Here is a 13,975-nt window from a genome sequence, read left to right as displayed (position 1 = left end):
TCAGGCCGCCTCAGCCTGGATCGCATCCCGTTCAGCCGCAGCATGCTCGGCGGCATCATGGGCCATCAATAGCCCCGGCAGCACCTCGGCGAGATACCGAACATCCTCGATATCGAGAAACACCGTCGCGGCACCCGCATCGGTACCGTTGAAGCACATCCGCACATACGCCGAGAACGCGTCGTCTTCCGCAGCAGGGACGTACTCAGCAGTCACACCACCGATGACGCCGCTGCTCACCAGCATGTGTGTCATCGCGATCACGCAGCCTTCGAGGCAGCCGACTGGTTGACCTTCGCACCGGAGTTGTCGCCCACGATGCCGGTCGCCCGAATGTTCCAGCCGATCGACTTGAACTCACCGTTACCGACAACCTTCGGCTTGAGCATCAACCCCTCCAGCTCGATCGGGCGCAGGCCCGGCGAGATCTCCGGAGTCGAAGGAACCGGCTGATGATCAGAGACGAACACGACATCGAAGCTGGCCTGTGCCGCCTTCCCGCCCGTGGGGTCCATGATCGTGGCCTTCCACAGGCGCTTGCCGGTGCCGTTGCCGTCGCGATCGAAATCGAGCTGGTGACGCTTCGGCGCGTTGCGGTCCTGGTTGAACTCGGTGACGGCCTCGATGCTGCCGAGCAGGAACACCCCCATCGGGAACGCGGTACGGAACTCGGTGGAAAGCCACATGTCCTTGAGTGCCATTGAATGTCAGCTCCTTGTGCGATGCTTGTCATGTTGTCCGGTTGTCTTGTTAACCGTACAACTAGAATGACAGAGCCCCAGACCACTTGTCAAGACAACGTGAGGAATAAGCTGAAGCTATGGCGCTGAAATACGAGAAGCTCGCCGATGACCTGCGCAAAGCGATCAGGTCAGGGCAACTGTCGGCAGGCAGTCAGTTGCCGACCACCCCAACCCTCAGCGAGCAGTACGGCGTGAGTCTGCCGACGGTCAGGCAGGCCCTCGATGTCCTCCGGAACGAGGGGCTCATCGACTCGCAACAGGGGCGAGGCGTATTCGTCCGCCCACCGCGTCGAAAGGTCCGACGCAGCAACACAAACAACCACTTCGACAAGACACGAGTGCATCAGTCGAATGACGAGCGGGCGGCCACAGGTGCCACCGAACGCGACACCGGTCTGGACGTCGATGACCTGGTCTTCGAAGCCAAGTACACCGTCGTGAAAGCGACCAAGGAACTTGCAATCGAGTTCGGCATTCACACCGGCGCGAAGCTGCTACAGCGCGATTTCCGCACCCGGTCCAAGGACGAGCACACCCCTTTCAACCTGGCCCGGTCTTATCTGGTCTACGACATGGTCTCAGCGAATCCGGCTCTATTGGACGACTCGAACGAGCCATGGCCTGGTGGCACGATGCACCAGCTGAGCACGGTCGGGATCGAGATCGAACGCGTAATCGAAGAAGTGACGACCAGGCCCCCAACCCCAAAGGAAGCCGAACAACTCGGGATAGGGCCGGGTGTACCGGTCTTTGTCATTCACAAGACTTTGATTGACACAACCGGCACAGTCGTGGACATCGCTGATGTGACCTTGCCTGGCGACCGAACCGAACTCGAATACGAAACCCGCCTCGAAAGGTGGTCACAGTGAATCACGTAATCTCTATCGTTACACCGGTCTACCAGGCCGTTCCCGAATATCTCGCGGAGGCGTACGAATCTCTCGTGTCCCAGGAGTTGCCAAGCGGTTGGACTTGGGAATGGATCGTCCAGGCGGACGGACTTGAAGAGGCTGGTACCTCTGCCATGCTCCCCAACGACCATCGGATTCGGTTCGCGGCCGGACGCCACGGTGGGCCAGGTGTAGCGCGCACGCTCGCACTCGGCCGCGTCAACGGGGAACTTGTGAAGGTCCTTGACGCAGACGATCAACTCGCCAGTGGAGTCCTATCACGTGATATCGCCGCACTTGAGCGTAGCGACACCGGATGGACCACCTCGCGAGTCCTCGATCTTCTGCCGGACGGTTCGACAGTCGGATTCGACAACGACCCAGAAGAAGGCATTCTCACCCCGGGTGCGGTCCTAGCTCACTGGCAATCGCACGGATACCGCGCCCAGGTACATCCGGCGACGCTGTGTATCCGAACCGAACTCGTCCTTGCCCTCGGCGGCTGGATGGGGCTACCTGCATCCGAAGACACCGGGCTACTTCTGGCCGCAAACGCGGTTGCAGACGGCTACTTCTCAGTGGAAGTCGGGCTGTTGTACCGGAAATGGCCGGGTCAGACGACAGCTCAGGCGGCTCACGTGGACGACAACGACCTAACCTCTCGCCGGACAATCATCGAGCGGCGTGCGCTTGCGCTTGCTCACGACTTCCCCCACTGGCATTACGCGCCGACCACCTACCGCGGCAAGACATAGTCAAGTAGCATCAGCCATGTCACGTATGTGATGCCGAGCGGGTAGGACGCCATTGCAGCCGACGCCCTACCCAGATGGAATTAGCTAGCCCGTCGAACTCGGCGGACCAACATGAGCGCCCCGGCGATCACGGCAGCCCCTGCAAGGACAATGCCGTAGTCGACCGGGGCCTTTGTTTTGCTCCGGCGATGTTTCGCCATCTCCCACCACCTCCCTCCTCGGCGCGATGCGGCTTGGACCAACTGCCACACCGCCCCTGAGCTGGAGGTGATCCCAGCCTACTCGAGCAGCCGAGCCGAATCGCAAGAACGGCAACCGATTCCACAGCTCCGTGTCGGATACCTCAGTCGCACAGCGCCCGTCACCGCACAGAGTGGTTGCCGAATTTCGCTATATAGAGTCAAGGCGCCTGCGGCGGCGCATGCGCGCCGCCGCCGCGCAACCGGCGTCCCTGGCTACGCTGGCGGGCCACCGGGCGCGTCGGCGGCACCCATGCGCTACCAGCAGACGGCCCGAACTCCCGAATGCTCAGACAGCACCGGCCCCGAGCCACCGACGTTGGCCACGATCACGCCCGACAGCGAATTGCTGAACGGATCACCGACCCCGGATCGGCCGGCACTCTGCCCGATCGACGGCCACCAGCGCGACGACTCTCATACGGTGCTGCCGCACGAGCTTCGCTCGCTTGCCTCATAAGACCAGCCTGCCGAACCCGCGTAGGTGGCCACCAAGCCGTCACCAGTCAGCCGAATCCGCCGCCACTCTGCCCAATCACCAAGCCGCTCACCAGGAGCGAGTGAATTGCTGAACGAATCCGCGGTGAGGTTGGTGGTATCGCGACCGCTAGCTACGTGGCCCTGCTCTGGGTTGGCCTGCATTGCAATTCACGCGCTGCGGTTGACTCCACGACTCCGGACAAAGGTCCTTGGTCACCTTCCACACGGGCGATGCGAGCCGAAGCCCCCGGGGTGGTTTAGGTGCCGTCGGTGCCGCAACCGTCACACAGCCGGGGCAGGGTGCCGTCGAGGTATCAGCCGCCGCGTAAGCAGGCTTCGGGCTGGTAGGGCCATTCCCAGCCGCGGGTGAGCCCACCTCGACGGGGCGGCCGTAGGCGCAGTCACGCGGTCACGATGGTCCAGGTGCCACCTCACCACCGATGCCGGGAAGCTGGTCGACGGGGCAGCGTGCGCGGTCCCTTTCCTGCGCCCAGCGATCTGCCACAGGCGTACCAGACCACACCCACCCCGGCAATGGCCAAGCGGTGTCGACCCCCGAGGGGGCACGCGGCGACTTTCCCGGACCTCCACGCTGCGGAATCTCGAACAGTAGGGCCGCGCACCCCCTCGGGTGCCGAGCCATTGCCGGGGCGGGCGCGGCCTGGTTCGGGCGGAGCCCAGATCACCGAACGCAGGAAAGGGACCACTCATGAGCTACCCCGTCGACCAGCTTCCCGACATCTCCGTTATCGGCGGCACCTGGACCATCGTGAGCACGCGTGACTGTGCCTACGGCCGCCCCGTCGAGGTGGGCCAGGCTCACTTCCCCGGCTGGGAATGGCCCTACCAGCCCAAAGCCTGCCCCATCCAACACGGCAGCTGGTACCTCGACGGCACCCTGCTGCTGTGCAACGGTTGCGGCACCGACGGCACCTAAACCACCCCGGGGGCTTCGGCCCCCATCACCCCTGCTACCCACCGCATCTCACGTTGCCGACGTGGCGGCACGGGGTTGCGTAGATCCCTGCCTCCTCACGGCCCAATTGTCTGACCTCACTTGGACGAGTCAAGGGAAACAACGCCCTTGACACGCCCTCCCTCGGCTCAGAGATGGCCAGTATGAGGAAGCAGGGGAAGGGAAGTCACCAGACATGCAGATGTGTCACGTCGTTGTCACAACTCGCCCATACGACCCCGGACACGACGAAACCCCTACGGAAGCATTTCGCCACTTCGCGTAGGGGAATGGACGTCGGCAGACGACGAGCGGACCTCAGATATTCGACTTGAAAGCGAGCGTCGCGAGAGCGACCGGGGGTTCAAATCCCTCCGTCTCCGCAGAAACCATAGGGCGGGCAGGGTTTTCGAGCTCTGTCCGGCCAGCGGTCAACAGGAACCAGGTGCTGAGAGCCGTTGATCATGGTGCGCGAAAGGCCCGAACCTGGCATTACGTCCAGCAGCAGCTGATCATTGAATTAACCCGCTATGTCGGTGACAAGATTCGGCTCGATGGCGACGTGTTTTCCTGCAAGAGTGCTCGGAGCGCGAAGCAACCCACACATGTCCTGTGCCGTACCACAAGTCACCTGAACGCGCACGCTACCGATTGCGCGGGAGGGATGTGCGCTTCGATACCGCTGGCCTCAACAATTCAACGTCGACGGCGATGGCGGAATCGCCAAGGCGGCATCGAGGAGCGCCCGTATGGCTGTGGTGGCTTCGCGGATGGGACGGTCTGCCGCCATGGAATCAAATACCTCGAAGCTGGTCAATGTATACAGGGTGGGAGCGAAGAGCGGCCCGGCATCGAGCCGGGTAGCGATAGCTGTGGCGGCGGCGCGACGCCGGGCATCCCGTCCCGCGATGACCTCGCCGACATCAGGGTCCAGGGCGGCGAGCCCACGCAGGCGGCGTGTGCATTCCCGATCGACCGCCCAGAAGTCCGCGATGACCTCGACAAACATATGAAGGGACCTACGTGCGTCGGGCTGACCGAATGCCTCGGCGATCCGCCGCATGCCCCCGCCCTCGGCCAGCTCGTCACACAGCGCCTCCAACAAGCCGATCTTGGTACCGAACTGGTAGTACACGGTGGCACGCGAGACATCGGCCTGGCGAGCGATCGCATCAATGGCGACCATCCCTTTGGCGACCAGAAGATCGCGGGTCGCTGCGAGGATGCGGGCGCGGGTCTCGTCCACCAATTCGCGTCGACGACCCATGTTGTATGGCCTTGGGCTCATCCGTACCTCTCACCTGCTCGGCCGGTCGCCGAGCGGGCGTGCGAGCAGTATCGCTGACACCGCATCCGGTCGATCGCCTCCCCGGTCGGGGCATCGACCAGCGAACGCTACATCATCACCCGGCCGCCACTGATATCGATCGTCTGACCAGTAATCCATGAGGACGCGTCCGATGCAAGGAAGAGAGCGGCCTGCGCCACGTCGGCCGGCTCGCCGATGCGACCGAGCGGGTGTGCCGCTGCGACCCGCCGCCGGACATCAGCCGACATTTGCGCGGCAGTACGTTCGGTGCGAACCGCGCCAGGAGCGAGGCAGTTGACCCGGACCTGGGAACTGGCCACCTCCAGGGCCAGCTGCCGGGTGAACATCAAAACGCCTGCCTTGGCCGCCCCGTAAGCCGCACTGGCCCCGCCGGGCAACCGTCCTGCCGTGGAGGCCATGGTGACAATCGAACCGCGCCCCTCATCGACCATGGTCCGCAGGAATGCCTGCACGGTCAGGAAGGTCGCGGTGAGGTTGTCCGCCAACGTCGCGCGCCAACGCTGCGGCTCCAGGTCGATCGTTGGTGTCGGTCGGCCGTCGCCGCCCGCGAACGCGAGCAATACAGATGCGGGCTGTTGCCAGGTGCTCGTTATGGTGGCGGCGGCCGCGGCGAGCGCGTCCTCTTCGGTGCAGTCGGCCGGCACCGCCAGTGCCGTGCCGCCGTCCTGCTCGATGTCACCGACCACCGCGGCGAGCGCCGCCTCGTCCCGGCCGATCACCGCGACCCTTGCTCCCTGTCGAGCGAACTCGCGGCTCGCGGCGGCCCCGATACCGCGTGAGCCGCCAGTCACCACCACCACGCGCCCCTTCAGATCCGGATACTGCGCGCCCATGAGTTCTCCCTGAGTTCGTAAGTGTTCGGCGCCGAAGCACATCCGCCGAGCTATTATTCATACACACTATCTGACTAAATAAATTTTAGACGCCGGTCACCCGACCGTGCGGGGCAACGAAGAGGCGAGCACATGAACGTTCTGGTGGTAGGAGCCGCAGGTCGCACGGGGGGCTTGCTGGTTGATCGAGCACTGCAGGATGGCCACACGGTCACCGGGCTGGCTCGCGATCCGAGTCGGGTGACCACCCGCCCTGGTCTGAACACAGTGCGCGGCGATGTCCACAATCCGGCCGATCTGGCGACAGCCATGGCAGGGCAGAACGCGGTCGCGGTGGCACTCGGCGTGCTCGGTCGCGGTCGCACGACACTGTTCTCCGACGGCCTCGGCAACATCGTCACCGCGGCGCAGAACGCCGGGACGCGCCGGCTGATCGTCATGTCGTCGGCAGGTCTGTCCACCGACCACCTACCGTTCCTCCAACGCCAGGTCACCCATTTGGTGGCAACACGCGTCTACGGTGAAATCCACGCCGACCTGGCCCGAATGGAGACGGTGGTGGCCGACTCCGGGCTGGACTGGACAATCGTGCGCGTGCCGATGCTCGTGGACGGCGAGCCGACTTCCACGTACCAGCTGTCGGTGGGCGGACATCTCGCCAAGGCAGGAACGGCAGTGCGGGCCAATGTCGCGGATTGGATCGTCCGAAACCTGGCAGAGCCGTCCACCTACCGGCAGCGCGTCGAGATAGGCGGATAGCCGCGCAGAGGGCGACCGTTGGAGGTAGGCGGGCAGCAGCCCCGGCGCACGACGCCCGGTCGGACCTCGTCCGACGCACTCCAGTTGCGACAGTCGGATGATTTCCAGTGCCGTTGTGCACAGTAGCTTGACCATGCTCGCGGCAACCGAAGTAGTTCGCGCCGGCTCACCACCGTGAGCCCGGCGCGATCGGCCGGATAGATATCAGGCACCAGCCGACCGAGATTGGATCAGCGCTGCCTCGAACCAGCCGGGTCCCGATTCAACCGACGTTCATTTCGAGCGTTGGTGATCCGGAGGCACAATGCCGATCGTCAGCAGCGCCTCGAGGATCAACACGGGGTGCATGTCCGGGTGGGCATTGATGTACATGGCATGTCCAGTTGATCACTCGAGCATTCGCCCCGATGCGGGCCCGTATTGGCCGAGCTAAACGCGTCTCCCAAGCCGAAGGCGCGATGTCTCTGGCACGGGCAGTTGCGTATCGCCACTGCCCGAGGACACCATCTCAGCCAGCGTTCGACCCCAGCACTGCGTCCTTGGACCACGTGCCGACAGTCGGCGGCTTCTCGGCACGAACCCGGACGTCGTACAGGACCGTCCGCGTTGTGGACGTGGTTAGCCTGCCGAGGAACCACTCCATCCCGCTGAGACCGATGGACTCGCCGGACTTGTTGTCGCGCACCGAGAACGTGAGCTCATCAAATATCACGCCTTCCTCGGCGAGGTCGAGTTTCCATATGGGGTACAAGGTTTCGTCGGTCATGGGATGAGGTTAGCTACAGCGGCTACGGAGCGTGGCTAGCAGCGGTCCGGACCTGCGACGACCGTGCGCGCTCACCTCGCCGACGTCGACGAGCTGGTCGGCACGATGGTCCTCTTCCTTCGTCGAGGCGGAACGTACCTCTCCCCACGCATAACCGACAGAATTTGCGTACCCGGGCTCGATTCAGCGGGTGCTGCACACTGACTTCGACACGGCCCACCAGGGGCCGAATGAATCCCGACGACCCTGACATGTCACCTCCAAGCACTGACAGCGGGTTTCGCGGAGTATTCGTGAAATTCGCTGCATCGTAACGAGCCCGCATGCCGGTGTCCTGTCATGGCAGGGACAGCTTCGATGCGGGAATTTCCATACGATCCGTCGTCGCGGCACGCGTTCAATCCGCCGGAAATAGCTTGGCGCCCCGGATGATTCGTTCGAGTGCCCGGCGCCGGTGGTCGCTGCGCAGAAATACCGGCCGGCACGGACGTAGGGATTTCCCTATCTATCCGAGTGCATCGGAACGCGACACGCTTTCAGTGACTCATCGGCTACACACGGGTCCCGCTGAAGCGGGCCCATGATATTGCAGGCAGCGACTGTGACCATTCAAGACTTCGGCGCCGACAACGCCGTCTCCGACCACTTGTGGATGCACTTCACCCGACACGCCTCCCAGGACACCTCGACCGCGGCGGTCATGGTGCGCGGCGATGGCCCCTATATCTACGACGCGGCCGGCCGCCGCTACCTCGACGGACTATCCGGCCTCTTCGTGGTGCAGGTCGGTCACGGCCGGCAGGAACTCGCCCAGGCCGCCGCCAAACAAGCCAGCGAGCTGGCGTACTTCCCGATCTGGTCATATGCGCACCAACCCGCGATCGAACTGGCGGAGCGGCTCGCCGATCTGACGCCCGGCGACCTCAACCGGATCTTCTTCACCACCGGAGGCTCCGAAGCGGTCGAGACCGCGTGGAAGCTGGCTCGTGCCTACTTCCGGCGCACCGGGCGTCCGCTCAAGCACAAGGCCATCTCCCGTTCCATGTCCTATCACGGCACCTCGATGGGCGCGCTGTCCATCACCGGAATGCCCACTGTGCGTAATGATTTCGAGCCGCTGGTGCCGACGGTGGTCCGGGTTCCCAACACCAACTACTACCGGCGGGCCGACCGCGCCGCGGATCCGTTCGTCTTCGGGCAGTGGGCCGCCGACCAGATCGCCGAGGCGATCGAGCAAGAGGGGCCGGACACCGTGGCGGCGGTCTTCATCGAACCCATACAGAACGCGGGCGGTTGCATCCCGCCGCCGCCCGGCTATCTGCGCCGGGTGAGGGAGATCTGCGACCACTATGACGTCCTGCTCGTCTCTGACGAAGTGATCTGCGGATTCGGCAGGCTCGGATCGTATTTCGGTGCGCAACGCTACGACTTCCAGCCCGACATCATCACCTGCGCCAAGGGATTGACCTCCGGCTATGCCCAACTCGGCGCGATGATCGCACACGAACGCCTGGCCGAACCTTTTCGCGCCGAACGCGATTGGTTCGCGCACGGCATCACTTACGGCGGGCATCCCGTGGCGGCGGCCGTAGCGCTGGCCAACCTCGACATCATCGAGGGGGAGCAGCTCAACAACTACGTTCGCACGAACACCAACGTCTTCCGCTCCTATCTGGAACGCCTCTACGACCTGCCCCTTGTCGGCGACATCCGGGGTGACGGCTACTTCTTCGGCATCGAACTGGTCAAGGACAAAGCGACTCGCGAAACGTTCAGCACCGAGGAGAAGGAAGCGCTGCTGCGCGGTTATGTGTCGAAGGCACTCTTCGAGGCGGGACTGTACTGCCGGGCCGATGACCGCGGTGACCCGATCATCCAGCTCGCCCCTCCGCTGATCTGCGGCGAAACCCATTTCGCCGAGATGGAGTCGATACTGCGCACGGTACTGAGCGAGGCATGGAAAAGACTGTGAGAGAAGGGTATACGGAATTGACCGCAGTCGGGGAATTCCTCGGCCGACATGTGATTGCCGAATTCGAAGGCGTCGATTCACATCGGCTCGACGACGAGGATCTGCTGTGCACCCTGCTCACCGACTCGGTCACGCGAGCCGGTGCCACGGTGCTCGACATCGCATCCAAACGCTTTGTACCCCAAGGGGTCACTGTTGTACTGCTGCTGTCGGAGTCGCACGCCTCCATACATACCTACCCAGAGATCGGCGCGGCCTTCGTCGATGTATTCACCTGCGGGGAGCGCGCCGATCCGGCCTACGCAGTGCGCCATGTGATCGAAGCGCTGGAGCCCGATGCCGTCCGGATGAGCACCATCCGCCGCGGTCAGGGCGGTCGCACTTCCGCGCTGACCGGGGTCGAGCTCTGTGAGCAGATTGTGCACGGCGCCGAGGAGCCCGAGCCGGCCGGGAAATGACGGGCCGGCCGAGATGACGAGCGCGCTGAACACACCGCGGCGTGACTCCGGCGTGCGGCGCCAGTGCGACGAGCCCTGAAGATCCTCGACGCCCAGTGTGGGCTCTGCCGATACCGAACAGAGTTGTTGCGTGACACATCATCGATGCCATACTCGAATGTATGTTCGATAATCGACATCGAGACGTCTGGCGGCCGTACTCACCGCTCCTGCCGATCTACGTCGACATCGATCGTGTGCTTCCGCCGGAAGGATCACCGCCGCGCGAGGTGTCCGCGCGCGTCAAGAAATACGGTCTCGTCTTGTCGGGTCGGATGGTGGCCAGGCAGCGGGCGTGGCATCGACTCGTGGACGGGCGTTGGATTGCCAGTATCGAGGTGCCGGTCGAGACCAATGGGCAGTGGATCTATCTGGACTTCATCGCGCCGGCCGATGCGGTCGCGCCCCGAGAGGTCGCCGATGCGATGCCGGAGCGGCCGAGTAATCAGTGGGGTCAGCCGAAGCGATATTGACGCCGGACACCTCGATGCGGCACCCGCGGTCACTCCAGCGCGGCCAGCGCCCGACCGAGCTGATCGATCTCGAATTTCGTTGTGTACGGGGCCAAGCCGACGGTGACGGCCCCGCCTTCGTCATTGACGCCGAGCGCGTCCAACAGCCGGCTGCCGCCGTGGACGCCGCTGAGGGTGCCGATGCGGGCGTCGGCGAGTTTGGCGGCCACCTTCTCGGCCTGCATGCCCGCCATGGTGAAGCTGACGGTGGGGATACGGGTCGAGGCGCGGCCGATGACGGTCAGATTGGAGATTTTGTCGAGCACATCCATCAGGTGCTCGAAAAGTTGATCGTGGTAGTCCTGCAGCGAGGTGATGGAGATTTCCAGGCGCTGGCGGCGGGTGCCACGGGCGCGCTCGTCCAGGCCCGCGAGGAAGTCGATGGAGGTGGTCAGGCCGGCGAGCAGGGCATATTGATGGCCGCCGACCTCGAGGCGTTCGGCGCCCTTCGCGTAGGGGTTCAACGACATCGACGGAATCCGGTCCAAGAAGGCCGGATCGCGGAAGACCAGCGCGCCGATCTGCGGACCACCCCACGCGGGCGCGCTCAACGCGACCACATCGGCATTCAGTTCGTCGATATCGATGAGGGCATACGGCGCGGCGCCGAAGCAATCGGCGACGAGCAGACCACCCACCTCGTGCACCCGATCCGCCGCGACCCGCACCGCGGGCGCCGAACCGACGATCGGCGATGCTGCGGTCAGCGCGACCAGCCGGGCGGTCGGGCCGATCAATTCCTCGAACTGCCACGACGGCATCTCACAGGTCTCGATCTCGACCTCGGCCCAGCGCACATGCGCGCCGTAGCGATTCGCGATCCGCAACCACGGCGCGACGTTCGCCTCATCATCCAATCGCGACAGCACGATCCCGGTGCCGAGACCGAGCCGCGAACTCAGTGACTCCGCCAACCAGGCCAACAAAACCGCACGGTCCGGTCCGAGTACGACGCCCGCTGGATCACCGCCGACGAGATCCGCGACGGCCTCGCGCGCCGCGTCCAGAATCGCGGCACTGCGAACGGCGGCACCATTGCGGCCGATATGGGAAAACGAAGAGGTTCGGAAACCTGTTGATACGGCACGAGATACCGAATCCGGGACCAGCATTCCGCCCTGCGGGTCGAGATGGATCCAGCCGTCGCCCAGGGACGGTAGCAGGCCCCGAACCCTCGCGACGTCGTAAGTCATGTTGGCCACTCTAAGGGCAGCGGGCTAGCCGGCGTAACCGCGTTCCCTCTCGCCGGCGGGCGGGGGTGCAGTGAACTGGAACTCAGCATGGCAACCGACTTTCAGCAAATCCGAACCACACGACCCGAACAGAATAGACGCCACCTCAGCGCCGCGGCACCGACCCAGTGACCTGATCGGAGGCCACCGACTTAGCGCGTTCGCGCCGGACGCGACATGATAGGGACCATGACGCAATCGGATGGAGCCGCTGAATCCATTGTCGTGATCGGGCCGGACGGTAGGCCGCTGGCCATTCCCGCCGAGTCCGGCTCGCACACGCCCTTTACCGCGCAGGTCGTTTCCGACGGCGACAAGAAATCCGACAATGCGGACAACAAGGACGACGTCGAGGAATCGCTCGCCGATATGGTCGAGCAGCCTGCGAAGGTCATGCGCATCGGAACCATGATCAAACAATTGCTGGAAGAGGTCCGCGCCGCTCCGTTGGATGATGCGAGCCGGACCCGGCTGCGCGAGATCCACAAATCCTCGGTACGCGAACTCGAACAGGGTCTTGCACCGGAATTACGCGAGGAACTGGAGCGGCTGACGCTGCCGTTCACCGATGACGCGGTGCCCTCCGATGCCGAACTGCGCATTGCTCAGGCCCAGCTCGTCGGCTGGCTGGAAGGTCTTTTCCACGGCATCCAGACGGCGCTGTTCGCCCAGCAGATGGCGGCACGGGCGCAGCTGGAACAGATGCGTCAGGGTGCGCTGCCGCCCGGCATCCACGCGGCCGACCCGCGCGCGAGCCAGTGGAATCCGGCGACCGGCGGCTCCGGACAATATCTCTGAGTAGATCCGAGTCGAGTGCCAGCCGGGGCGGCGGTGGCTGATTCGCGGCGATTCGCGGGGCCCGACTGGTTACACTCCGCTACCGCCTCCGGGCCCTGCCGCTCACGCCGCGGGGATTCGCGAGGGTAGTGTCGTGCACCGTGCCGTCCGCCGCCGCCCGCCCCGACTCGGTCTCCGATGTGAATACGGCGCGTCCCGATGAGGGCTCGGACCGTCCTGAAGAGGGTTCAGTGCGTTCAGATACCAGCCAAGCGCATACCGACGAGAGTTCCGATGAGACCTCCGTACCTCCTGAAGCAGAGATCGCGCCGGAGCATCCGGTGAGCGCCGACGCGGAAACATCGCCGTCGGACCAGGACACCGCGCTGGCGACCCCGATCATCTCGGATTCGCAAACCTTCGGCCGCGCGTTCAAGGATTTCCGCGGCGGCTTCGCGCAGCGCGAGCTGTGGCTGTCGCTGGGCTGGCAGGACATCAAGCAGCGCTATCGGCGCTCGGTGCTCGGTCCGTTCTGGATCACCATCGCAACCGGTGTGCAGGCCGCCGCGATCGGCATTCTGTACTCCGCCCTGCTCGGCCAATCGATCAAGTCCTATCTGCCGTATGTGGCGGTCGGCATCATCGTCTGGAATGTGATCCAGGCCAGCATCCTCGAGGGCTCGGAGGTGTTCATCGCCAATGAGGGGCTGATCAAACAGCTGCCGTCGGCGCTGAGCGTGCACGTCTATCGCCTGGTCTGGCGACAGCTGCTGTTCTTCGCACACAACATGCTGATTTATCTGGTGGTGCTGGTCGCATTCGGCGTCTGGGAAAAACTGCACTGGACCGCCATTTTGGCGATTCCCGCGCTGGGGCTGGTGTTCCTGAACTCGATGTGGGTCTCGATCGTGTTCGGCATCTTCAGCACCCGCTACCGCGATATCGCGCCGATCCTCAGCAGCCTCACGCTGATGCTGTTCGTGCTCACGCCGGTCATGTGGAATACCAAAAGCCTGGAATCCCAGGGCGGTCAGGTGAGCGAGCGCGCGAAGCTGGCCGAAATCATCCCGACCTTCCATTACCTGGAGATCGTCCGCGCACCGCTGCTCGGCGATGATCAGCATCTGTATCACTGGGGGATCGTTGGCGCCATCACCGTGGTCGGCTGGATCGTGGCGATATTCGCCATGAAGAAGTACCGCTCGCGCGTGCCGTACTGGGTATAGGAGATC

15 protein-coding genes are annotated in these 13,975 nt (G+C 64.0%); 9 read left to right on the top strand and 6 right to left on the bottom strand.

Translation table 11 applies throughout. From position 1 onward, the window contains the following. The gene (locus tag AB0L63_RS10510; RefSeq protein WP_364497589.1) at positions 1 to 246 is read right to left on the bottom strand and encodes a hypothetical protein; all 246 of its coding nucleotides are present in this window, start codon (positions 244 to 246) and stop codon (positions 1 to 3) included. Between the two features lie 14 nt (positions 247 to 260). Continuing rightward, on the bottom strand, positions 261 to 701 hold the full coding sequence (locus AB0L63_RS10505; RefSeq protein ID WP_364497586.1) for a hypothetical protein: 441 nt from the start codon (positions 699 to 701) through the stop codon (positions 261 to 263). A 119-nt stretch (positions 702 to 820) separates the two neighbouring features. On the opposite strand from AB0L63_RS10505, the gene AB0L63_RS10500 reads away from it, so the two are divergent. From AB0L63_RS10500 to AB0L63_RS10490, 3 genes are all read left to right on the top strand, one after another. Then, entirely contained in the window at positions 821 to 1,615 is a 795-nt protein-coding gene (locus tag AB0L63_RS10500; RefSeq protein ID WP_364497583.1) for a GntR family transcriptional regulator, read from the top strand. Further along, positions 1,603 to 2,391: a glycosyltransferase gene (locus tag AB0L63_RS10495; protein ID WP_364497580.1), complete on the top strand. Its 789-nt coding sequence runs from the start codon at positions 1,603 to 1,605 to the stop codon at positions 2,389 to 2,391. The genes AB0L63_RS10500 and AB0L63_RS10495 overlap by 13 nt, the downstream gene beginning before the upstream one ends. 1,428 nt (positions 2,392 to 3,819) lie before the next feature. Then, positions 3,820 to 4,047 (top strand): hypothetical protein, encoded by a 228-nt coding sequence (locus tag AB0L63_RS10490; protein ID WP_364497577.1) that lies wholly within the window; start codon positions 3,820 to 3,822, stop codon positions 4,045 to 4,047. Positions 4,048 to 4,753: 706 nt separating this feature from the next. Here the strand turns inward: AB0L63_RS10490 and AB0L63_RS10485 are convergent. Further along, positions 4,754 to 5,353 carry a TetR/AcrR family transcriptional regulator gene (locus AB0L63_RS10485; protein WP_364497575.1) on the bottom strand — a complete coding sequence of 200 codons (600 nt, stop codon included), beginning with the start codon at positions 5,351 to 5,353 and terminating at the stop codon, positions 4,754 to 4,756. A gap of 107 nt (positions 5,354 to 5,460) precedes the next feature. Next, positions 5,461 to 6,228: an SDR family NAD(P)-dependent oxidoreductase gene (locus tag AB0L63_RS10480; RefSeq protein WP_364497572.1), complete on the bottom strand. Its 768-nt coding sequence runs from the start codon at positions 6,226 to 6,228 to the stop codon at positions 5,461 to 5,463. 132 nt (positions 6,229 to 6,360) lie between these two features. Here AB0L63_RS10480 and AB0L63_RS10475 point away from each other — a divergent pair, with 132 nt between their 5' ends. Beyond that, positions 6,361 to 6,987 carry an NAD(P)H-binding protein gene (locus tag AB0L63_RS10475; RefSeq protein ID WP_364497569.1) on the top strand — a complete coding sequence of 209 codons (627 nt, stop codon included), beginning with the start codon at positions 6,361 to 6,363 and terminating at the stop codon, positions 6,985 to 6,987. A 508-nt stretch (positions 6,988 to 7,495) separates the two neighbouring features. On the opposite strand, the gene AB0L63_RS10470 is transcribed toward AB0L63_RS10475, so the two are convergent. Beyond that, on the bottom strand, positions 7,496 to 7,753 hold the full coding sequence (locus tag AB0L63_RS10470) for a hypothetical protein (RefSeq protein WP_364497566.1): 258 nt from the start codon (positions 7,751 to 7,753) through the stop codon (positions 7,496 to 7,498). A gap of 580 nt (positions 7,754 to 8,333) precedes the next feature. On the opposite strand from AB0L63_RS10470, the gene AB0L63_RS10465 reads away from it, so the two are divergent. The 3 genes from AB0L63_RS10465 (at position 8,334) to AB0L63_RS10455 (ending at position 10,695) form a co-directional block, all read left to right on the top strand. Next, a complete protein-coding gene (locus AB0L63_RS10465; protein WP_364497563.1) occupies positions 8,334 to 9,725 on the top strand; it encodes an aspartate aminotransferase family protein in 1,392 nt (463 codons plus the stop codon). 17 nt (positions 9,726 to 9,742) lie between these two features. Continuing rightward, entirely contained in the window at positions 9,743 to 10,183 is a 441-nt protein-coding gene (speD, locus tag AB0L63_RS10460) for an adenosylmethionine decarboxylase (protein WP_364497560.1), read from the top strand. A gap of 161 nt (positions 10,184 to 10,344) precedes the next feature. After that, positions 10,345 to 10,695: a hypothetical protein gene (locus tag AB0L63_RS10455; protein ID WP_364497557.1), complete on the top strand. Its 351-nt coding sequence runs from the start codon at positions 10,345 to 10,347 to the stop codon at positions 10,693 to 10,695. Positions 10,696 to 10,724: 29 nt separating this feature from the next. Here the strand turns inward: AB0L63_RS10455 and AB0L63_RS10450 are convergent, their stop codons facing one another. After that, a complete protein-coding gene (locus tag AB0L63_RS10450) occupies positions 10,725 to 11,927 on the bottom strand; it encodes a cysteine desulfurase-like protein (protein WP_364497554.1) in 1,203 nt (400 codons plus the stop codon). Positions 11,928 to 12,155: 228 nt separating this feature from the next. Here AB0L63_RS10450 and AB0L63_RS10445 point away from each other — a divergent pair, with 228 nt between their 5' ends. Together AB0L63_RS10445 and AB0L63_RS10440 are read left to right on the top strand one after the other, a co-directional pair. Continuing rightward, positions 12,156 to 12,764 carry a bacterial proteasome activator family protein gene (locus AB0L63_RS10445; RefSeq protein WP_364497552.1) on the top strand — a complete coding sequence of 203 codons (609 nt, stop codon included), beginning with the start codon at positions 12,156 to 12,158 and terminating at the stop codon, positions 12,762 to 12,764. Between the two features lie 365 nt (positions 12,765 to 13,129). Then, complete coding sequence (locus AB0L63_RS10440) at positions 13,130 to 13,969, top strand: ABC transporter permease (RefSeq protein ID WP_364498202.1); 840 nt, start codon at positions 13,130 to 13,132, stop codon at positions 13,967 to 13,969. The last annotated feature ends 6 nt before the right edge of the window (positions 13,970 to 13,975 follow it).

It is taken from the genome of Nocardia sp. NPDC051990, assembly GCF_040680755.1.
Classification (GTDB): domain Bacteria; phylum Actinomycetota; class Actinomycetes; order Mycobacteriales; family Mycobacteriaceae; genus Nocardia.
Note: the sequence above shows the minus strand (reverse complement) of the source record. Positions and strands in the feature narration are given on the sequence as shown.